This window comes from Lactococcus lactis (assembly GCF_029023865.1).
Taxonomy (GTDB): Bacteria; Bacillota; Bacilli; order Lactobacillales; family Streptococcaceae; genus Lactococcus; species Lactococcus lactis.
This window is the reverse complement of record NZ_CP118969.1, coordinates 616,420-637,154: the sequence shown is the minus strand read 5'-3', so window position 1 is coordinate 637,154 and position 20,735 is coordinate 616,420. Positions and strand designations below refer to the sequence as shown.

Annotated in this window: 20 protein-coding genes; 2 read left to right on the top strand and 18 right to left on the bottom strand. The window is 35.0% G+C overall.

What is annotated here, in order from left to right; all coding sequences use genetic code 11:
* Position 1: 1 nt before the first annotated feature.
* The 14 genes from PYW37_RS03335 to PYW37_RS03270 all read right to left on the bottom strand — a co-directional run bounded on the left by PYW37_RS03335 (position 2) and on the right by PYW37_RS03270 (position 12,519).
* A complete protein-coding gene (locus PYW37_RS03335; protein WP_023188545.1) occupies positions 2–877 on the bottom strand; it encodes a sensor histidine kinase in 876 nt (291 codons plus the stop codon).
* Entirely contained in the window at positions 864–1,535 is a 672-nt protein-coding gene (locus PYW37_RS03330) for a response regulator transcription factor (protein ID WP_003132782.1), read from the bottom strand. Before PYW37_RS03330 ends, PYW37_RS03335 begins: the two co-directional genes overlap by 14 nt.
* 2 nt (positions 1,536–1,537) lie before the next feature.
* Positions 1,538–2,602, bottom strand: a complete 1,065-nt coding sequence (locus PYW37_RS03325) for a VanZ family protein (RefSeq protein WP_023188544.1) — start codon at positions 2,600–2,602, stop codon at positions 1,538–1,540.
* Positions 2,603–2,782: 180 nt separating this feature from the next.
* Positions 2,783–4,786, bottom strand: a complete 2,004-nt coding sequence (locus PYW37_RS03320; protein ID WP_025016976.1) for an FtsX-like permease family protein — start codon at positions 4,784–4,786, stop codon at positions 2,783–2,785.
* Positions 4,779–5,558 (bottom strand): ABC transporter ATP-binding protein, encoded by a 780-nt coding sequence (locus tag PYW37_RS03315; protein ID WP_012898329.1) that lies wholly within the window; start codon positions 5,556–5,558, stop codon positions 4,779–4,781. The genes PYW37_RS03320 and PYW37_RS03315 overlap by 8 nt, the downstream gene beginning before the upstream one ends.
* A gap of 14 nt (positions 5,559–5,572) precedes the next feature.
* Positions 5,573–5,716 (bottom strand): hypothetical protein, encoded by a 144-nt coding sequence (locus tag PYW37_RS03310; RefSeq protein ID WP_014570691.1) that lies wholly within the window; start codon positions 5,714–5,716, stop codon positions 5,573–5,575.
* A 30-nt stretch (positions 5,717–5,746) separates the two neighbouring features.
* Positions 5,747–6,106 carry a YxeA family protein gene (locus PYW37_RS03305; RefSeq protein WP_025016977.1) on the bottom strand — a complete coding sequence of 120 codons (360 nt, stop codon included), beginning with the start codon at positions 6,104–6,106 and terminating at the stop codon, positions 5,747–5,749.
* Between the two features lie 118 nt (positions 6,107–6,224).
* Positions 6,225–7,391, bottom strand: a complete 1,167-nt coding sequence (gene aroC, locus PYW37_RS03300) for a chorismate synthase (protein ID WP_023164466.1) — start codon at positions 7,389–7,391, stop codon at positions 6,225–6,227.
* Between the two features lie 30 nt (positions 7,392–7,421).
* The gene (locus PYW37_RS03295) at positions 7,422–8,018 is read right to left on the bottom strand and encodes an HAD family hydrolase (RefSeq protein WP_023188540.1); all 597 of its coding nucleotides are present in this window, start codon (positions 8,016–8,018) and stop codon (positions 7,422–7,424) included.
* A gap of 4 nt (positions 8,019–8,022) precedes the next feature.
* On the bottom strand, positions 8,023–8,622 hold the full coding sequence (locus PYW37_RS03290) for a DUF1054 domain-containing protein (protein WP_017864905.1): 600 nt from the start codon (positions 8,620–8,622) through the stop codon (positions 8,023–8,025).
* Positions 8,623–8,733: 111 nt separating this feature from the next.
* Positions 8,734–9,657: a DMT family transporter gene (locus PYW37_RS03285; protein ID WP_023188539.1), complete on the bottom strand. Its 924-nt coding sequence runs from the start codon at positions 9,655–9,657 to the stop codon at positions 8,734–8,736.
* 110 nt (positions 9,658–9,767) lie between these two features.
* A complete protein-coding gene (aroB, locus tag PYW37_RS03280) occupies positions 9,768–10,838 on the bottom strand; it encodes a 3-dehydroquinate synthase (RefSeq protein ID WP_003132771.1) in 1,071 nt (356 codons plus the stop codon).
* Positions 10,835–11,695 (bottom strand): shikimate dehydrogenase, encoded by an 861-nt coding sequence (locus PYW37_RS03275; RefSeq protein ID WP_012898335.1) that lies wholly within the window; start codon positions 11,693–11,695, stop codon positions 10,835–10,837. Before PYW37_RS03275 ends, aroB begins: the two co-directional genes overlap by 4 nt.
* A gap of 167 nt (positions 11,696–11,862) precedes the next feature.
* The gene (locus tag PYW37_RS03270; protein WP_003132768.1) at positions 11,863–12,519 is read right to left on the bottom strand and encodes a VTT domain-containing protein; all 657 of its coding nucleotides are present in this window, start codon (positions 12,517–12,519) and stop codon (positions 11,863–11,865) included.
* Between the two features lie 380 nt (positions 12,520–12,899).
* On the opposite strand from PYW37_RS03270, the gene PYW37_RS03265 reads away from it, so the two are divergent.
* Positions 12,900–15,044: an amino acid ABC transporter substrate-binding protein/permease gene (locus PYW37_RS03265; RefSeq protein WP_025016978.1), complete on the top strand. Its 2,145-nt coding sequence runs from the start codon at positions 12,900–12,902 to the stop codon at positions 15,042–15,044.
* Positions 15,045–15,059: 15 nt separating this feature from the next.
* A complete protein-coding gene (locus PYW37_RS03260; protein ID WP_003132766.1) occupies positions 15,060–15,803 on the top strand; it encodes an amino acid ABC transporter ATP-binding protein in 744 nt (247 codons plus the stop codon).
* A gap of 108 nt (positions 15,804–15,911) precedes the next feature.
* On the opposite strand, the gene PYW37_RS03255 is transcribed toward PYW37_RS03260, so the two are convergent.
* From PYW37_RS03255 to atpD, 4 genes are all read right to left on the bottom strand, one after another.
* Positions 15,912–17,831 carry an L-type lectin family protein gene (locus PYW37_RS03255; protein WP_025016979.1) on the bottom strand — a complete coding sequence of 640 codons (1,920 nt, stop codon included), beginning with the start codon at positions 17,829–17,831 and terminating at the stop codon, positions 15,912–15,914.
* Positions 17,832–17,852: 21 nt separating this feature from the next.
* On the bottom strand, positions 17,853–18,494 hold the full coding sequence (locus PYW37_RS03250; RefSeq protein WP_023188537.1) for a hypothetical protein: 642 nt from the start codon (positions 18,492–18,494) through the stop codon (positions 17,853–17,855).
* A gap of 115 nt (positions 18,495–18,609) precedes the next feature.
* On the bottom strand, positions 18,610–19,035 hold the full coding sequence (locus PYW37_RS03245; protein WP_004255278.1) for a F0F1 ATP synthase subunit epsilon: 426 nt from the start codon (positions 19,033–19,035) through the stop codon (positions 18,610–18,612).
* A gap of 184 nt (positions 19,036–19,219) precedes the next feature.
* Positions 19,220–20,629 carry a F0F1 ATP synthase subunit beta gene (atpD, locus tag PYW37_RS03240; RefSeq protein WP_025016980.1) on the bottom strand — a complete coding sequence of 470 codons (1,410 nt, stop codon included), beginning with the start codon at positions 20,627–20,629 and terminating at the stop codon, positions 19,220–19,222.
* Positions 20,630–20,735: the final 106 nt, after the last annotated feature.

The window sequence follows — 20,735 nt, the reverse complement described above, 5'->3', positions numbered from 1 at the left end:
TTTATTCTTTCGTTATTGTCACAGACGTCCCATTTCCAATTTCAGAGTTAATTGAAATTTCAAATTCTAATTTATCTAAAATTAATTTAGATAAATAAAATCCAAGACCTGTTGACTTTTGTTGAATCCGACCATTATATCCAGTAAATCCATGTTCAAAAAGGCGAGGAAGGTCTTCTTTTAATATCCCAATCCCACTATCTTGAATGATTAATTCACCAGTTTTAATTTTAATTAGAATCCCACCTTCTTTGGTATACTTTACAGCATTATTCAGTAATTGCTCAACAGCCAGACTCAACCATCTTTGGTCACTATTGACTAACCATTCACCTTCAATTTGGATTGAAAGGTTTTTCTGAATAAAAAAGCTACTATATTTTTTGACTAATTCTTTCACAAGTGAAGCCATACTCACTTTTTCAAATCTGAAATCAGTAGCTAAATTATTAATTCTTTGATATTCCAGAAGAATTTTTAGATAATTTTCTAAAGAAAAAACCTGATTCTTCAGCTCCTCACTATTAACTTGAGTTTGAGTCATTAAATCAATAGCTGCCAAAGGGACCTTCATCTGGTGCGACCAGACCCTGATAATATCTTCCATTTCACGCTCAGCAAGATTTTGTTGTTCTAACTTTTTTTGCAACTCTTCGTTGTCTTTCACTACTCTCTCAATAGCTTCACAGTTTGCTTTCCATCGAAAATAGGATGAGATAAGGTAAATAATAAAAATAATGACAGCAAATAAAGTACTGTTAACAAATGCCATCATTGGTAGATGCCAAAGCCAAAATGTCACAATATAAATAGCTGACATAAGCAAAAAGACACCAATTTGTGGAATTTTAGACTTAAAAAATTTAAACCAGAGCATAACCACTTCCTCTTTTTGTCATAATATGCTTATCAAAGCCAATTTCACCAAGTTTTTTGCGTAAACGAGTCATTTTTACATTTAAAGTATTTGCATCAATAAATTCATCTGTTTGCCACAACTCTTGTAGAATTTTTTCCTTGGTCACCACTTCACCATTTCCACGAAAAAGAAGAGTTAAAATTTTATTTTCAGAACTTGTTAGCTCAATTTCTTCGCGTTCACCTTCTTGAGTTGAAATCAAAGTATTTTCAGATAAAACATAACCAGCAAATTCTAACTTTTCAATCCCTGAAAAAGAATAACTTCTGCGCAGTAAAGCTTTTATTTTTGCATTTAAAATTTCTAATGAAAATGGCTTAGTTACAAAATCATCAGCTCCTTGATTCATGGCGGTTACTTGATTCATATCATCCGATGCCGAAGAAATAAAGATAATAGGAATTTGGGAAAGTTTTCTTAATTCATTTGTCCAATAAAAACCACTATAAAATGGTAGCCCAATATCCATTAATACTAAATCTGCTTCAAATTCCATAATTTCTTGTTTTACTGCTCGAAAATTGGAAACACTTCTGACTTGAAATTCTTTTTCTAAGGCAATCTTAATTGCTTTCACAATAATTTCATCATCTTCTACAATAAATATTTTAGTCATATTCACTCCTCATTTGTTTTCAATTTTGCTATCATTTCTGTATCACTCACTCTTTCATACCAAAGTTTTCTTGTTTTCGAGAGAAAAGCAATTAAAACATCTAGTAGAGGTAAAAGACTCAATCCTAAAAAGAGTAAAATAAGTAAAAAGTTTTGTCCCAATTGATCCTGAGGTATTGTACCTGAACGTTGAAGAAAATATTCTGCTGAGACAATCAAAGCAAAGTTTCCAAAAGATAAAAATTGGCGCAAAGCAATTCTGAAACGATTTTTAGCTTTTATTTGAATTCTCAATAATAATTGACCTGGCGTTGCTTTGAGAACTAGCGGGACAAGTCCTAAAATTATTAATTCTGAATAATAGCCTGTTGGAAGAAATAGACTTCCAATGATAAAAATAAGAACCAAATCAACTAAAAAGGCAATGAAACGTCTTGAAAGACTAACTCTTGAACTTTCAACCTTAGTTGCATCCAAATCTGGTAAAAATCGACTAAAAATAACCGCAATTCCAAATCCAATTAAACTTCCAAGCGTATTAATCATTAAATCATCAACATCAAACAAACGATAAGGTCGAGGATATAGTCCAAAAAGAGCTGACCTTTGGATAAGTTCAAATGATAAAGTTAGCAAAAAGCTTAAAACAAAAGTTTGTTTAAATGAGCGTTTAAATAAATATCTTAAATAAAGGCCAAAAGGCAAGGTTAAAAGTAGATTAAAAAATGGTTGGATAAATGTTGAATCTTTTAGAGCTGCAAGCCAAGTTGAAGGTTCATTTATATTAAAAGGACTATATAAAATAAATTGACGAACAAACTCAAATGGAACTAAGTTTTGCTTTGGACCTGTCATTTTTGCTACTTCACTCACAGGAGGAAGCGGGAAAATTGTCATGGCATAAGCGCAAATGAGATAAAGAATAAATGAAAAATTGACAAAAAAGCGCCAAAAATTAATCCGACCATACCGACGATATTGTACAATCAAATATGGAATTAATGATATAAATAAAAATATAAAAAAGAGAAGAACTCCAATTTGAATTGAATGAAGATAGATCGTCATATTTTCCTTTCCCTAAAGGTAACTATTTTTCTCTAACAAAAGATACATTTAGTGCCGAGAAAACCATTGTTTTTGTTCCTTTTATTATATCAAAAGTAGCTCTCTTTTGTAGCTTTTTCCTTCCCTTGTTTCTTCTATATGGATTTAAACAAAAAAAGAGGCATATTTATGCCTTCTTTTTTATCTTTCAACAATTTTGTAGCAAACACGACTCGTTGCCTTATAGATGAGGTAGTAAATAATTGCAAGGATTGCAATTGTTGCTAAGGAAATAGTAAAAATAACTGAGCGGTCATTAATGTCAAACAACATTATTATTTTTTCAATCATTAAATATGCACCAGCAAAATGGGCGATAGTGATAACTAATGGTAGGAAGAATATCAAACGAACTTGTGATTTGATTGTTTTTTGAACTTCTTCTTTTGAAAGTCCCACTTCCTGGAGAATTTTGAATGAGCGTTTATCTTGTGCCCCTTCTGAGAGTTGCTTGTAGTAGATAATTAATGCAGCTCCAAGAATGAAACTAATTCCTAAAACAAAACCAACAAAGACAAATCCTCCAATTTGAGCGCGCTGATCTTGCAAAGCTTCACTGCTATATGAAATCGATAAATCTTTATTATCTTTAAACTCTTCCTTGAAAGCTTTAGTAAATCTTTTTTCATCAACAGGTTTGATATCAAAGATGATTGATGTTGATGCAAGATTTGAAAATCCTTGATCATCACTAATTGTTTTATTGTAATTAGCGAGTCCTTTATCAAAAGCTTGATTATTAGCAAAGACAATCATCATAACCTTAGAAGAAACCGTTACAACACTGCTTGATGGAAAATCTTTAACAGAATTAAGCGTGTCAGCAACTTGATAAGTCTCTCCATACCATTGAATTGATTTGATCTTACTATCAAATGACGTTTTATTTTTCGATATGTCCACAAGTAAGACTTGATTGTCTTTTAAAGAAGGAATATCTTTATTTCCTAAAGATTTAAGTGTTTGAGCAGTTGTTAAGGTCGCAAAATATGAATTTTTATCAAACATCACTCCTTGCTTATTTGAAGTAATAAATTGATCTTTAGACGACTTGACTCTATCGGCTTGTAAATCTTGAGCATAGTACATATCAGATAGATTTTTGATTTCTATATTTTTGCTAGCTGCGGCACTTTTAATTCGTTCAATGTCTTGTTTTACATCCGTATTATTTGCAACCGAATAAGTCTTTGCTTCTCGGGTATAGTAGGTTTTTACTGAGTTCTCAGTTCCAAGAAAAACACCTAAACTGACAACTACGGTCACAATTGTCATAGATAACAAAATAGTGATATTCCCTAGACCAACAGCATTTGCTTTCATTCGATAAAGCATAGAACTTGTTGTAATGAAATTATTTGGTTTATAGTAACTTGGACGTTTCTTTTTCAATTTAAGGTACCAAACGGTAAAACTAATATAGAAAAGATAAGTACCAAAGATAACAAGTAAAACGGCAATAAAGAATTTCATTATTGCTGCCATTGGGTCTTCAACCGTTAAAGCGATATAGTAACCAGCTCCTAAAAGAATGACTGCGGCAATGGCGAAAAATAAATTTGATTTTGGTTCTTTTTCACCTTTTGACTCTTCTCTTAGAAGATCAAGACTTGAAGAACGCCAGATAATCCAAACTCCGATCATCATTAAAACTAAAAAGAAAACAAAGAAGAGAATGGCAAGTAATAAAATTGCTGTGGGACTGATGACTAGATTAAAATAATTTCCTCCAATCATATTTACAAACACTAAGAAGAGAAATTTTGAAAAAGCAATCCCACAAATCGTTCCAACAATAACCGTAATGATATAGCTTAAGAGTAATTCTAAAAATGCGACTCCTACAATTCTTGTTTTACCAAAGCCAAGAATATCATAAAGTCCAAATTCTTTAGAGCGCTGAGTTTGTAAAAAGCGATAACTATAAACTAAGATAAGAACTGCAAAAATAGATAAAACAATCAATGCAAATCCCATCACTTGTGAAAGAGAACTCCCTCCTTTTAATTTACTAATAGAGGGAGATAAAGCGATTGATGCTGTGACGAAAATCATTACGAACATCGTAACTGAGGCCATTAAAAAAGGTGCAAAACTTTTAAATCCCTTTTTGATGTTATTGGCCGCAAGTTTTAAACTAAGCATTTAAGGACACCTCCTCATCCTCTGATGCTCCCAAGAAAGCAGTCATTGAAAGAGTAATTTCTTTTGCAAATTCAGTTGAGCTTTTTTCACCACGATAAAGTTGATGGTAAAGAACACCGTCTTTTATAAAAAGAACACGTTTCGCATGGCTTGCAGCTAAACTTGAGTGAGTAACCATGATAATGGTTTGACCACTATCATTAATTTCTTCAAAAAGGTTGAGTAAGTCTTCTGAGTTTTTAAAGTCCAAAGCCGCTGTGGGTTCATCGGCAAGAACTAAATCAGGTTGGCTAATCAAGGCACGTGCTACAGCAACCCGCTGTTTTTGTCCTCCTGAAAGTTCAAAAGGTTGTTTTTCTAAGAGATTTTCAATGTTTAGTTTAGGTGCGAGAATTTTTAGTCTACTCTTCATTAATTCTACGCTTGATTTTGATAAAACGAGTGGAAGGTAAATATTGTCTCTGACGTTAAGGGTATCAAGTAAATTGAAATCTTGAAAGACAAAACCGAGATGATCACGTCTAAATGCAGAAATTTCTTTATCTTTAATAGCCGTAATGTCTTCTTTATTTAAGAGTACTTGTCCAGAAGTTGGTTTTTCAAGAGTTGATAGGATATTCAACAAGGTTGTTTTTCCTGAACCAGATTCCCCCATAATGGCAATATATTCGCCTTCTTCTACACCAAAATCAATGTCAACTAGGGCTGTGGTTTCTTCTTTTGAAAATCTTGTTTTAAAAATTTTCTTGAGATGTTTTACTTCGAGTAACATGTTTTTCTCCTATCTTATCTTTCAATTTCGTTCTTTTTATTTATTTTAGCTAAACGTGTTCGCATTGCCTTCATGGAATAAAGGAGGCAAGCGCCCATTAGTGAAGACAAAATAACTGTAATGGTCATTAGCATAATATTAATTTGCAAAAATGTCATGTTCTTTCCTCTTTCTTTCTGAGACTATTTTTATGAGTTATTATTTAATTTCTTAAGGGCTTCTTTAGGAACCTCTAACTTTTTAACTTCTTCCCAAGAGGTTACTCCTTTAACGGAATTAACTGTTAACTTCAGGTAAGCTTCTTTACGGAGATTGTGGTCTGCCATAAATGTAACTCTCTTTTCTTTTCCATCTTTTTGATAGGATTTTATATCATAATCATATTCTTTAAATTTTTTTCCTGAATTATCACTGACTTCTTTTTCTTTTCCGTCTTTTGTGATTTGAACGTAGTAGGTTCCTCCACCATAACTTACTTTGTACCATGCAAAACCTGCTCCACCGACGAGGATGATAAGTGCTATTATTCCAAAAAGTATTTTTTTCATTTTGTTCTCCTTATGTTTTCTTGATAAATTCATTGTAACAAGAAATGTACACCTGAAAACTTACAAATTCGTAAGTTATTTATTTTATAAAAAAAGCCCAAGATAGGCTTTGTTTTTTTTAATATTCTGACAAGCGCTTTTTGTAACTGGCTACAGCGTCTCTTAGTTCATTCATTGTATCTGAATTAAATTTATCACAGATTTCTTGAGCGACTACCGTTGCTACTACATTTTCCATCACAACTCCTGCTGCTGGAAGAGCGGTTGGGTCAGAACGTTCTACACTTGCTTTGTAGGGTTCATGGCTTTCGGTATCAATAGACATCAAGGGTTTATACAATGTTGGAATAGGTTTCATGACTCCACGGACGATGACTTGTTCACCATTTGTCATTCCTCCCTCAAAACCGCCTAACTGATTACTTGAACGAGTGTAGCCTTTATCCTCAGACCAGATGATTTCATCCATCACTTGACTTCCCGGTCGTTTTCCTGCTTCAAATCCAAGTCCAAATTCAACTCCTTTGAAGGCATTGATAGAAACAACCGCAGCAGCAATTTTTGCATCCAACTTTCTGTCATATTGGACATAAGAACCAAGACCTGCCGGAACTCCTTCTACTCTGGTTTCAATTATTCCACCAATTGTATCTCCAGCTTTTTTTATTTGGTCGATGTAATTGCGTAATTCTTCTGCTTGACTCTCATCAAAAATAGACAAATCGCTAAGGCCAGCTGTCTGACGAATCTCTTGAACACTTAAATTTTCTGGACTTGTAATTTCTCGTCCGCCAAAATTTACGACATGATTAGCTATTTCAATTTCTAATTCGTGAAGTAGTTTTTTTGCCACAGCTCCAACCGCAACACGCATTGTTGTTTCACGCGCTGACGAACGTTCTAAAACATTTCGTAAATCTTCAAATTCATATTTCATTCCGCCAACTAAATCGGCATGTCCTGGGCGTGGTTTGGTCAAACGACGTTGCTTTTTAATTTTATCTTCAACATCTTGGGCTGCCATAATCTGTTCCCAATTCTTGAAATCACGGTTTGTAACATTAAGTGTAATCGGGCTACCAATTGTTTTTCCGTGTCGAACGCCTGAAGTAATTTCAACTTGGTCAGACTCAATTTTCATCCGTCCGCCACGACCATAGCCGCCTTGACGACGTTTAAGTTCAATATTAATATCTTCTGCTGACAATGAGAGACCGGCTGGCACTCCTTCAATAATTGCTGTAAGTCTTGGGCCGTGAGATTCTCCCGCTGTAAAATAACGCATTTTATACCTCCATTTTTAGTAACTTTTTACTTATTTCATTTCAAAAATTTGAATAATATCTGTTAATTTATTAATTTGCTGTGAATTTTTTGCTGAAAGAAAATTGATTGATTGAATGCCACTATTATGGGCTGCTTCAATATCAAGGATTCGGTCACCAATATAATAGGTTTCTTCAGGCTTTAATTTATACTTCTCAAGTAAATAATTGATTGCTTCAGGATGAGGTTTTCTTTTAAATCCATTTTCAGAAGTGACTATTTCTAAAAAATAGGGGGAAATTTCCAGCTGATTAAGCAAATCATAAGCATTTTTCCCTTTGTGAGTATAAATGAAATTTTGAATATTTTCTTTTTGAGTCCAATCTAAAATGGCTTTTGCACCAACCATTAATTTAACTTTGTCATTTTTAGCTGTTGAATTTGTCGTGAAATCTTCTTTTATTTCTTGAAAAGGAACGGGTTGTTCTTTTAGTAAAGCATTGACTGACTGACCTTTTATAAAATTATATACTGTTTCTCGGTCAAATGGTAGGTTAAAGTTTGCAAATGATTCGGACAAGGCTTCTAAAAACACCTCATAGCTATCAATTAGTGTTCCATCTAAATCCCAAATAAATGTCGTCATTAGATTAGACCTCCATTAATTTTTGATAAATCGGTAGGAGTTGGTCAATTGTTTCTATCATTTCCGCTAGAATTATTGAGTCCTCTTTGCCGTTAAATCTTTCTTTAGGCCAAACCCGTCCAATTTCCAATTCAGATTTTTTTACTTTTCCTAAGCGTTCAGCGGCTTCTCTAAATGCTGACAAGGGATAAGTTTCTGCTTTTGTATGGTCCTTTGAGATTACGTAATCTTCTGTCAGTAACTTTTCTACTGACAGATTTGTCAGTAAGTTGGCGTATTCTTTTTGCTTTTTAGGCTGGTCTATCATTGATAAATAAATAAAAACGTAATCTTCCCAAATTCCTAATTGAAAATGGGCTTCCATTTTATAACCACGGACTTTTGTGGAAATTGCTGACCAAGTATTTTCAGGCGCATTTGCTGTTCTTCTGCGATGTTGAGCGATGTGAAAGTAAAATTCTTGATTTGGAATTTTTACTGACAGCTCTGTCAGTAACTTTTGACCAATTTCAGAAAAAACAGGTTGAATTTCAGAACGAATCTCAGTCATTCTTGGTTCTAAACCTTCTATTTTAAAAATTTCAAATGATTTTTGAGTAAACATTTTAGAGTGATTATCCTCAATTTTCTAAGTTCTTTTATAGGTATTACTGCTTAGTGAACGCGCAGACGGAAGGCAGTGAGCGTGAAGCCCTGTTCCATATTACTAGCTACTTTATAAAAATTTAATGAATATTATTCCGGTCAGCATAATTAGAATCCCAACAATTTGCCAAATTTGAATGCCATATTTACTTGAGCGCCACCAACCAAATTGTTGAACCAACATACTGCCTAAAATTTGTCCAATCAAGCCCATCATAATTGTCAGCCCTGCACCAATTTGCGGAACAGCAACGACTGTTGCAAAAACAAATGAGGCTCCTAAAAATCCACCAATTCCATTCCAAGGTTTTGCTTTTTTTAATTCTGAAATTTTTGGCAAACGGTGGTCAATAAAAAGAGACACGATAAAAATAGCTAAAAATCCAATGAAGAACGAAACAAAGGCTGCTTGTGCAGTATTTTCAAGTAAAACTCCCAATCGGCCATTAATTGCTTGTTGAGCAGCTGACATTGCCCCAACGATGACCGCCCATATCCGCCAGCCTAGTAAGTTAGTTTGGTTCGTTTCTGCTTCTTTTTCTTTTAAATTAGGAAGAACAACCGCGACAATAACACCAGCTAAAGTAATAATAATTCCCAAAAAGCGCATCAGAGTCATCGGAAGTTGCATGGCATGAAACCAGCCAAATGAATCAATAAGTGTCCCCATCAATATTTGACCCAAAATAGGTAAAATCACTGTTTGGACAGCTCCTAATCTTGGAAAAAGTAAAACATTAGACGTTAGGAAAATCCCACCAAGAACTCCACCAATCCATATCCATGCTGGGTGTGAGCCAACAAATTGAAAACTAGGAAAAAGTGTTTGACTTGTCACTAGAGTGATGATTCCTAAAAAAATCGAACCAACAAAGTTGGAAATTCCAGAGGCTAAAAATGGTGAGCCAACAATTTTTCGTAAATCTGCATTGATTGGATTTTGATTAGCAAGTAAAAAACCGCCAACTAAAGCAAAAGCTAGGTAAATATACATCGTTTCTCCTTTAAATAAGTGTTTTTACAGCTTTTATAAAAGCTGGGAGTTTTTTAATGCTACCACATTTTTGTAATTTTTAGATAGGGTTCCTCTCCGAATAACTCAAGTTATTTTTTGAGATAGTCTTTCATTTCTTCAAAAGTCACTTCATTAATTTTAGCGGTGCCAATTTCAGGAACAATAACGGTTTTGATGATTCTTCCTCGTGCTTTTTTATCATGAGTTAATGCTTTAAACAAAAGCTCTTCATCCCAAGGTTGATATTCGTCAGGTAAACCAAATTTTTTGACCATCTTTCGGATCTGGTCAGTAATCCCTTTGGGCATAAGACCTTTGAGTTCGGCAATTTTACTGATTTGAACCATTCCAATAGCAACTGCTTCTCCATGCATCACTTTGCCATAGCCTGCAGTATTTTCAACAGCATGTCCAATTGTATGACCAAAGTTCAAATAGAGCCGTACACCATTGTCTAATTCATCATCAACAACCACTTTTCGTTTTACTTCACAAGACCGATAGATAATTTCTTCAATCTTATCAAGCTTTTTTACCAAATCATCCGCTGACAAGTCTGTCAGTAAATTCCAGAGGTCTTTGTCAGCAATTAGGGCGCACTTGATGACCTCCCCCAGTCCTTCACGGAATTCTCTTTGACCGAGCGTTTGCAGAACTTCTGGGTCAATTAACACGCCGTCAGGCTGTGTAAAAGTCCCAATCATATTTTTAGCCATTTTGGAATTAATTCCTGTTTTCCCACCAATAGAACTATCCACTTGGGCGGTCAAACTTGTTGGAATTTGTAAGAAATGGATGCCACGCATGTAAGTAGAGGCTACAAAACCAGCTAAATCACCTGTTACTCCACCACCGAGTGCAATAATTCCGTCAGAACGAGTCAATCCAAATTCGGCACAAAAGTTCCAAGCATTTTCGGCTGTCAGTAAATTTTTACTAGCTTCTCCTTCCGGAAATTCAAAAGTTGCCACTTCAAAACCTACTTTTTCAAGTTGGTCAACAACTTTTTGACCATAAAGTCCATTGACATGATTATCAGAAATCAAAACAATTTTTTGCTTCTTCCACAATGAAGAAACCCAAGTTCCAATATTAGCCAAGGCCCCATTTTCGATGATGACATCATAGGGATGTTCTGGTAAATTCACATTTAATTTCATGCTTCTTTCTCCATTTCTAATGTAATTTCTGCAACAGGCATTTTTTTACCTGTCCATAAATAAAAGCTTTCCGCCGCCTGTCCAATGAGCATGCCAAGTCCATTTTCAGTTTGAGCTCCTTGCCCTTTTGCCCAACGTAAAAATGGTGTTTCTCTAACTTTATAAATAGCATCTACCACCAAAAGTTTTTCAGGAAGAACTAAGCTCTTTTCCAGCGGCAAAGATTCTCCATCCATTCCAACTGAGGTTGCATTTACTAATAAGTCGGTCTGTTTCAACTCTTTTTGTAATCTATCAGCTTCAGATAAGTCTGTCAGTAAAATTTCAATCCCTGTTTTTACTGACAGCTTTTCCAACTTCTCTTTTAGCGGAATATATGAGGCCGATTTTCTTGCTGCGACCACAATTTTTTTAGCTCCAGACAAAGCTGCCTGAGCAATAATTGCAATTGCTGCACCCCCTCCACCAAGAATAAGCATTTGTTTATTTTGGATATTGAAATGATATTTTTCTAAACTATTGAAAAATCCTATGCCATCTGTATTGTGTCCAATTAATTTCCCTGATTGATTGACTACTGTATTAACAGCTCCAATTAATTCAGCTGCCGGACTCAATTCATCCATAAATGGAATAATTTCTGTTTTATAAGGCATTGAAATATTAAGTCCATACATGTCCAAAGTACGAACATTATCCACAATAGCTGGCAATTTTTCAGCCTCAACTTCCCATGCTAAATAAACACCATTTTCATTCGTTAAATCAAAAGCCAGATTATGAATAAATGGTGACAAGCTGTGTTTAATTGGGTTTGCTACAACAGCAGCCATACGAGTGTAGCCGTTAATGTTCATAAAAATTCTCCAAAATTACTGATGAAACTACTAATATATCCATAATTGCGCAAGACGCAAAAGGCTCAACTATGCTAGTGTCTTTGTCAGTAAATTCTATTGTCATTGACATATCAATCGATAAAAAAAAGGACTGACAGTTTTGTAAGTCCTATTTTATCATAAAGTTAAGCTTCCTTGCGACTTCCAAGAACGCGTTTCAAAATGCCAATAATTGCCGGTAGTAGTGACACAAAGACAATGGCAATCATGATGATTTCAAAATGTTTTTTAACAAAAGGAATTCCACCAAATAAATAGCCTGCACCTAAGGCAACAATAACCCAAGCAAAACCACCGATGAAGTTAAAGAAAATAAACTTTTTATGTGGCATTTTACCAGCACCAGCTGTAAATGGAACAATCGTCCGAATGATTGGCATGAATCGCCCTAAGAAAATGGCCCAAGAACCCCATTTTTCAAAAAATTGATGAGCTTCTTCCATATATTCTGGTTTTAAGAAGCGAGAAAGCCATTTATGTTTTGGAATGACATCCCCAAATCTTCGACCAATTTCATAATTCAACAGATTAGCAATGAAGGCAATAATCCCCATCACCAAAATCAATAAGCCAATAGATAATTTTCCGTTTGACATTGCTGCCAAAGAACCAACAAAAAATAAAATGGAATCCCCAGGCAAGAAGGGGAAAATCACTAATCCTGTTTCAATAAAAATAATCGCCCCTAAAACAACATATATCCAAATATGACCATTAGGCATCTGGGCAAAATTAGCCATCCAGTCATTAAAGAAACCAAAAATCGAAAGTTGTACAAACATAATATTCCTTTTCAAAAGTTAAAAATTCTTACAATAGTTTTGTTTACTTAAATAGAATACATCCATAAAGAATTCATTCAAGCACTCGTTCAATTTTACAACAAAAAGGGCCTTTTGACAATAACAACTTTCTTATAATTTATCAGAGAAATCTCAAAACTAATGGTCAAACAATGTCAGAAAACCTAACATCAGCTTGCTTATAAGCAACTTTTGTGGTATAATTTTTCCAGAATAAAATAAACTGAGCTTAGCTCCTAATAAATATAGGAAACTAAAAGAATGTTATTCCAACACTTATTTAGAAGAACATTTTTTTAATTTTCATTTTTTTATATTTAAAAGAAGACAAGCTCAAATCTCATATTCGAGGAGACAAAATGAAGAAATTATTTTTCGCTCTGGCAATGATGCTTGCCACTGTTACAGCTTTCCTAGTCGCACCTTCGGTTAAGGCCGAGACAACTGTAAAAATTGCATCCGATAGCTCATACGCTCCATTTGAATTTCAAAATGGTCAGAAAAAATGGGTAGGGATTGATGTTGATATCATGCAAGAAGTTGCTAAAATCAATGACTGGAAATTAGAAATGTCATATCCTGGTTTTGATGCAGCTCTCCAAAACCTTAAAGCTGGACAAGTAGATGGTGTAATTGCAGGAATGACAATCACTGATGAACGTAAAGAGACTTTTGATTTTTCAAATCCTTACTATACATCAGCATTAACCATTGCTACAACTAAAGACTCTAAACTTTCTGATTACAGTGATCTTAAAGGTAAAGCAGTTGGAGCAAAAAATGGGACTGCTGCACAAACATGGCTTCAAGAAAATCAAAAGAAATATGGTTACACAATCAAAACCTATTCTGACGGTGTTCATATGTTTGCCGCTCTAAGCTCTGGTAATATTGCTGGAGCAATGGACGAAGTTCCAGTTATTTCTTACGCTATGAAACAAGGGCAAGATTTAGCAATGAACTTCCCATCAATCTCCCTTCCAGGAGGCTATGGTTTTGCCGTAATGAAAGGCAAAAATTCAACGCTCGTCGATGGTTTCAATAAAGCACTCGCTGAAATTAAATCAAACGGAGATTATGATAAAATCCTCAAAAAGTATGGGATTACTGCCACTAAAAAAGCAACACCTAAAAAAGATGTTTACACCATTGCTTCAGATAATAGCTTCGCTCCATTTGAATTCCAAAATGATGATAAACAATTCACTGGTATCGACGTTGACTTGCTTAACGCTATTGCTAAAAACCAAGGTTTCAAACTAAAATGGAATTTCATTGGTTTCCAAGCAGCTGTTGACTCTGTTCAATCTGGACATGCTGACGGAATGATGTCAGGAATGTCAATCACTGATGCTCGTAAACAAGTTTTCGATTATGGTAGTCCTTACTATTCTTCAAACTTAACTATTGCCACATCAAGTACAGATGACTCTATCAAGTCATGGAAAGACCTTAAAGGTAAAACACTTGGTGCTAAAAACGGAACTGCTTCTTTTGATTATCTTAATGCCCATGCAAAAGAATATGGCTACACTGTAAAAACTTTCACTGATGCAACAACCATGTATTCATCATTGAATAACGGTTCTATCAATGCTCTAATGGATGACGAACCCGTCATTAAATACGCCATTAAACAAGGGCAAAAATTTGCCACTCCAATTAAACCAATTCCTGATGGACAATATGGATTTGCTGTTAAAAAAGGAAGCAATCCAGAGTTGATTGAAATGTTTAACAATGGTTTAGCAAATCTCCGTGCCAATGGTGAATATGATAAAATCATTGATAAATATTTAGCGAGTGATGCTAAAACAATCCAATCAAGTGCAAAAGAAAATACTTTCTTTGGTATTTTACAAAATAACTGGGAACAAATTGGCCGTGGTCTACTCGTTACTCTTGAACTTGCCATTCTCTCATTTATCTTAGCAATGATCGTCGGAATTATCTTTGGACTCTTCTCAGTAGCTCCAAGCAAGATTCTACGTACAATTGCACGCATCTATGTTGACCTTAACCGTTCAATTCCGCTCTTAGTATTAACAATCTTTATCTTCTACGGAATTCCTAACCTGTTACAAATCATTACGGGTCATCAATCACCACTTAATGAATTTACAGCGGGTGTTATCGCCCTTACTTTGAACTCTTCTGCTTATATTGCAGAAATCGTTCGTTCTGGTGTTCAAGCTGTACCTTCTGGACAAATGGAAGCCAGTCGTTCACTCGGTGTGACTTACCTGACATCAATGCGCAAGGTTATCTTACCTCAAGCCATTAAAATTACAATCCCTAGTTTGATTAACCAATTCATCATCACATTGAAAGATACAACATTAGTTTCAGTTATCGGACTTGTTGAATTGCTCCAAACAGGTCAAATTATCGTGGCACGTAACTTCCAAGCCTTCCGTGTTTATGGATTAATTGGTTTAGTTTACATGATTGTCCTCCTCTTCTTGATGTGGATTGGACGTCGCGTAGAAAAAAGAATGAAATAAGGAGAACATACTAATATGGGAATCAATACTCAAATCGAAGTCACTGATCTTCACAAATCTTTTGGAAAAAACGAAGTTCTAAAAGGAATTACAACAAAATTTGAAAAAGGTGATGTAGTCTGCATCATTGGCCCTTCAGGTTCTGGAAAATCAACTTTTCTTAGAGCTTTAAATGGGCTTGAAACAGCTACTTCTGGCGATATTATTATTGACGGATTTAACCTTACTGATAAAAATACAAATCTTAATCTTGTTCGTCAAAACGTTGGAATGGTTTTCCAACATTTCAACCTTTTCCCAAATATGACTGTGATGCAAAATATTACTTATGCTCCAGTTGAACTGAAAAAGATGTCAAAAGATGATGCAGATAAAAAAGCAATTCAACTTCTTGAAACAGTTGGCTTGTTAGATAAAAAAGATGCAATGCCTGAAATGCTTTCAGGAGGTCAAAAACAACGTGTTGCTATCGCCCGTGCCCTCGCAATGAATCCTGACGTTATGCTCTTTGACGAGCCAACCTCAGCACTTGACCCTGAAATGGTTGGTGATGTTCTAGCCGTTATGCAAAAATTGGCCGAAGAAGGAATGACAATGCTTATTGTTACTCACGAAATGGGCTTTGCACGTAAAGTTGCTAACCGTGTAATCTTTACGGATGGTGGAGTTATCTTGGAAGATGGTACACCAGAAGAACTCTTTGATAGCCCAAAACATCCCCGTTTACAAGACTTCTTATCAAAAGTTTTGAATGCATAAAATAGAAAAATCCCATTAAAATTTAAATGGGATTTTTTTATTTATTCATACTCTATTTTATTATAAATACAAGTGTTTTTGAAAAAATAAAAACCAGAGCTCTGGTTTTTATTTTTTTACTATTTTCAAAAATTTATAAAACTTATTAAATCCTGTAATTGTTCCAATAGCAACTACACCGCCAGCAAATATTCCAGCTGTTCCTGCCACTTGTATTTCCAAATTATGAGCAGACACGTTTGGATATTTAGACTGCTCGTTATTTATTGCTACAACAGATGATTGAGGCATTTGGGAAATCTCTGTAGGCATTTTTAAAGGCAGTTTAAGTGGTGAATCAATCTCTTTGTTTACTTCTTTGAAGGTATCATTTGATTCACTATTAGGTTTCTCGTTTTTATGAATTGCTTCTTTTTTTATAGTCTCTTGTTCCTGTGGTTGATCTACTGTTGTTGAATCCTTGCTAGTTTGTTTACCTTGTTCATTTTTTCTTTCTGCTGTAGAACTCTGCTTACTTGAATTGTTATCACTTGTGGTAGGTACAACAACTTTTGAAACGATGAGTGTAAAGTGCAACTCTTGATTTTTATATTTCTCACCTGAGATTGCATCTTTTAAAGTAGCATATTGCTGACCATCAGTTGTCACTACTTTCGAAATATAGTAATTGTCCGGTAAATTAGGGAGTTCAGGCATAATAACTGCTTCATTTATCTCACCTTCAGTATCATTAATTGTTGGCAGTAAAATCGACTGGTCTACCACATCAGAACTATATTGATAATTAAAATGTGCTTTTCCAATAGGAAGCTTCTTATAAGTAACATTAATTACATTATTTTCCGAATCATTATTTGCCACAACTAAAGGAGGGGCAGACACAAAAATATACCCGGGTATTTCTGGCGTAAGGAAAGAAAAGGTATTTATATCAACAATATCCCTGAGCTGTTTACCTAACACCTTAATTGTATCTCCCACATTAGCTTTTATAATGGAAGGGGAAAAATTTGTTATTGGTTGGTTGGTATCTTGATCAAGATAGTTAACCTGAACACTCTGCGTTCCTTTATAAGCATTAAACTCATCTTCTGTACTCGAATAGGTCAAACGTCCAAAATTACCTCCAGTCGAGCCAATTATTCCCAGTGACATTGAACGAGCAACTGTTATTTTTTCCGAAAGAGTTGTAGCTTTCCCCCTATTTTCTGACGAGATTGTATATGTTAATTCCCCTGTTACATTCTTATCATTAGTAAGTGTGCTACTTGGCTGCCAGTCTATTTTCATATTTTCAGTAATTGTACTTCCAGTATTTGGAACTGAAGTGGTTGGATAAGCCTGTTTAATTAACTCCCCCAAATTATTTGTCTGACGAATTGAAACATTGTTAGATGCCGCGTTTTCTGTACCAGATCCGTCTAAATCTACATCAGAGTTTTGATATAGATCTCTACCCATGAAGATTGAATCTGACAGGCCACCAATACCCAAATACTTTCCAACAACATTTGAAGTCCCATCGGCAGCTAAATTTGATTTCAAATTATTTGCAATAAAATCTGTAGATTTTGGTGTTAAGATAAATCCTAGAGAATCACCAGCAGCAAAAGGGTCTGTACTAGAATTAGCTTGTAATGAAAAATTACCCGAAAAGCTGACTTTCTGAGTCATATCAATCGCACCATTAAATAAAGCATATCCAGCAGATTTAGACTTATTATTTACTAAATTCACTGAAAAGGTAGACGTTTCTACAGTCTCAGCTGACCCTATATTTGTCCATAACGCCGAATTCTGATTCGACTGCGGAGGATAGATATGGTTTCCAGTATCAAAACTCTGATCTGGAACTAGCTGAGAAATTGTAGTATCTGCCTGAACACTCTTGTAGAAAGCATCATTTAAAAAATGGAATGACAGTGAATAAGTGAAAATTATTATAAAAAGAATCAATTTTGAACAAAAATTAATTTTCTTTATTAAATAAGAAGTTGTTAACTTAAAATATTTGTCGTTATTGTTCAAACTTAATTCCTTTCTTATAAATTACTGTAATTGACTTTCACTCACTAACTGCCTTGATTTAAGAAGAGCACTCTTTTCATTCATAATTAAATCACGAACTTGCAAATCTTGAGATTCTAATTCTAATAAGTTAATCGCTTCTGATAAATTCTTAACTTCTTTATCTTCTATACATCCGATGATATAATTCAAGCTTCGCGAATTAAGATATTTTTCTGGTAGTTGAGGCACCTCTAAAATTTCTTCTTTTAGAATCTGGTTTATTTTTTTTATAATTTCATTTTCTTTTTTTTGATATTTTTTCAAAAATAATCTTTTAACCATTCTTTTCCCTAAAGGAAAATGGTCTCTCATCCATAACCATCGGGAGCCTATACGTATACCATTACCTAACACCAGGGCAACAAAACTGATTGAGAACATTCTTACAAAAACTTCTGTGGCACCTGTTTTTGCTGCTACTCTCCCAAACATACCAGATTTTTCGGTCATAAACCAAACAATTAAAATCGAAGAAATGAGAAATCCTAGAAAAATTGCTTGCCACTCAACCTGACGGGCGACTCGTCGTTCATAATTTTGTTTCAGCTCATCTGAACTTTGCAAAAGTTCTTCTAGCTTTGTTAGTACATCCAATAGCTGATGACAATAATCAAGAATCACGTTGCCCCTCTCTAATTTGCAGTATTTTATTTAAAGAACTCCATCAATTTTAATATGTTTGTCTTTATTTTGCAATCTTATTCCCTTAAAATAAAAAAACACCCGTAGGTGCTTTTTATCTATGAGACGAAACATTCAACCGGTTAAGCGCTCGGTGGAGTGCTACTTCCGCTCTATTTATTTCATCTGATTTCTTCTCAGCTTTAGCAACTTCAAGTGCTTTTTCAGCTCGAATTTTTGCACGTTCCGCACGTGATACATCAATATCACGATTACGTTCTGCAGAGTCTGCAACAATTGTTACAAGACTATCTTTTATTTCGATAATTCCACCATTTACTGCAATATAATCAACATGTGTTTCATCATCTGGACGACGAACTTTAAGTTCATCAATTTCAAGTCCAGCAATCGTTGAAATCATATTTGGCAAAATACCAATTTCACCATTCGTAGTTCGAGCAGTAATGTAATTTGCATGGTGATCGTAAATCATACCAGCAGGGGTAATTACTTGAAGTGTCATGACGTTTTCAGACATTCGATTCCTCCAATTTTTTCTATGAAAATTTAAATTACAAAGATAAAAAATACTTTTCTAAAAACAAAACTCTAACAGTCACTCAAATTTTACAATTCAATCAACTTTTACTGACAGAATTTTTTGTCAGTAATTTTTTTAGTCAATAGAGTATTTTCACTTTCTCAATTCATCAGAAATCGAATTAATAACCCATTGATTTTGCTTTTTCGAGTACATCTTCAATTGGACCTACACCACGGAAAGCATCTTCAGGGACTTCGTCATATTTACCTTCCAAAATTTCTTTGAAGTCATGAACAGTTTTGTCAATTGGTACATATGAACCAGGTTGACCAGTAAATTGTTCCGCAACGTGGAAGTTTTGTGAAAGGAAGAATTGGATACGACGTGCACGTCCAACGAGAATTTTTTCATCGTCAGACAATTCATCCATACCAAGAATGGCAATAATATCTTGCAATTCTTTATAACGTTGGAGGACACGTTGAACTTCCATTGCCACTTCATAGTGTTCTTCACCAACAATTTCAGGTGTAAGCGCACGTGATGATGAAGCAAGTGGGTCAACGGCTGGATAAATACCCATTTGTGTCAAACGACGTTCCAAGTTAGTTGTTGCATCCAAGTGAGCGAAGGCTGTAGCTGGCGCTGGGTCAGTATAGTCATCGGCAGGGACATAAATCGCTTGGATAGATGTAACAGAACCCTTCTTAGTAGAAGTGATACGTTCTTGCAATTGCCCCATTTCAGTAGCAAGTGTTGGTTGGTAACCAACGGCAGAAGGCATACGTCCCAAAAGGGCAGAAACTTCTGAACCAGCTTGTGTGAAACGGAAGATGTTGTCAATGAAAAGCAATACGTCTTGACCTTGAACATCACGGAAATATTCCGCAATTGTCAAACCAGTAAGGGCAACACGCATACGTGCTCCTGGTGGTTCATTCATTTGACCAAAGACCATGGCAGTTTTTTCAATAACGCCTGATTCTTTCATTTCCCAGTAAAGGTCATTCCCTTCACGAGTACGTTCCCCAACACCAGTAAACACAGAAATACCTCCGTGTTCTTGGGCGATGTTGTGAATCAATTCTTGAATAAGGACGGTTTTACCAACTCCGGCACCACCGAAAAGTCCGACTTTACCACCTTTAAGATAAGGTGCAAGCAAATCGACAACTTTAATCCCAGTTACGAGAACTTCGTTTGCAGTTGACAATTCGTCAAATGTTGGAGCTTTTTTATGGATAGGATTACGTTCTGCATCAGTAGCAAATTCTTCCCCACCGTCAATAACATCACCAAGGACGTTAAAAACACGACCAAGAGTAGCTTCCCCAACAGGAACGCTGACTGCTTTACCTGTATCAAGGACTTCAAGTCCGCGAGTCAAGCCATCAGTAGATTCCATAGCGATTGTACGAACTGCACCATCACCAAGTTCCAAAGCAACTTCAAGAGTAATTTTTGTTTTTAGGCCATTGACATCTTTGTAGACAATCAAGGCATTGTTAATCTCAGGCAATTTGGCATCAGAACCAAATTCCACGTCAACGACGGGACCGATAATCTGAGTAATTTTACCAGAACTCAATGTTTTTCCTCCTGTTTTTATTTTCTGTCAAAGAACAGAATTTCTATTCATTTTTATGTTTGTCAGTAAAAATTTTACTGACAAAAACAATTAAGATTCAAAGGCA

Excerpts from the sequence above, each read along its gene's own strand:
- PYW37_RS03325 (WP_023188544.1), bottom strand. The coding sequence starts at position 2,602 with ATGACGATCTATCTTCATTCAATTCAAATTGGAGTTCTTCTCTTTTTT.
- PYW37_RS03320 (WP_025016976.1), bottom strand. The coding sequence starts at position 4,786 with ATGCTTAGTTTAAAACTTGCGGCCAATAACATCAAAAAGGGATTTAAA.
- PYW37_RS03330 (WP_003132782.1), bottom strand. The coding sequence starts at position 1,535 with ATGACTAAAATATTTATTGTAGAAGATGATGAAATTATTGTGAAAGCA.
- aroC (WP_023164466.1), bottom strand. The coding sequence starts at position 7,391 with ATGCGTTATTTTACAGCGGGAGAATCTCACGGCCCAAGACTTACAGCA.
- PYW37_RS03265 (WP_025016978.1), top strand. The coding sequence starts at position 12,900 with ATGAAGAAATTATTTTTCGCTCTGGCAATGATGCTTGCCACTGTTACA.
- PYW37_RS03290 (WP_017864905.1), bottom strand. The coding sequence starts at position 8,622 with ATGTTTACTCAAAAATCATTTGAAATTTTTAAAATAGAAGGTTTAGAA.
- PYW37_RS03270 (WP_003132768.1), bottom strand. The coding sequence starts at position 12,519 with ATGTTTGTACAACTTTCGATTTTTGGTTTCTTTAATGACTGGATGGCT.
- PYW37_RS03295 (WP_023188540.1), bottom strand. The coding sequence starts at position 8,018 with ATGACGACATTTATTTGGGATTTAGATGGAACACTAATTGATAGCTAT.
- PYW37_RS03335 (WP_023188545.1), bottom strand. The coding sequence starts at position 877 with ATGCTCTGGTTTAAATTTTTTAAGTCTAAAATTCCACAAATTGGTGTC.
- aroB (WP_003132771.1), bottom strand. The coding sequence starts at position 10,838 with ATGAAATTAAATGTGAATTTACCAGAACATCCCTATGATGTCATCATC.
- PYW37_RS03245 (WP_004255278.1), bottom strand. The coding sequence starts at position 19,035 with ATGTCTGAAAACGTCATGACACTTCAAGTAATTACCCCTGCTGGTATG.
- PYW37_RS03285 (WP_023188539.1), bottom strand. The coding sequence starts at position 9,657 with ATGTATATTTACCTAGCTTTTGCTTTAGTTGGCGGTTTTTTACTTGCT.
- PYW37_RS03310 (WP_014570691.1), bottom strand. The coding sequence starts at position 5,716 with ATGACATTTTTGCAAATTAATATTATGCTAATGACCATTACAGTTATT.
- PYW37_RS03305 (WP_025016977.1), bottom strand. The coding sequence starts at position 6,106 with ATGAAAAAAATACTTTTTGGAATAATAGCACTTATCATCCTCGTCGGT.
- PYW37_RS03260 (WP_003132766.1), top strand. The coding sequence starts at position 15,060 with ATGGGAATCAATACTCAAATCGAAGTCACTGATCTTCACAAATCTTTT.
- PYW37_RS03315 (WP_012898329.1), bottom strand. The coding sequence starts at position 5,558 with ATGTTACTCGAAGTAAAACATCTCAAGAAAATTTTTAAAACAAGATTT.
- PYW37_RS03275 (WP_012898335.1), bottom strand. The coding sequence starts at position 11,695 with ATGAACATTAACGGCTACACTCGTATGGCTGCTGTTGTAGCAAACCCA.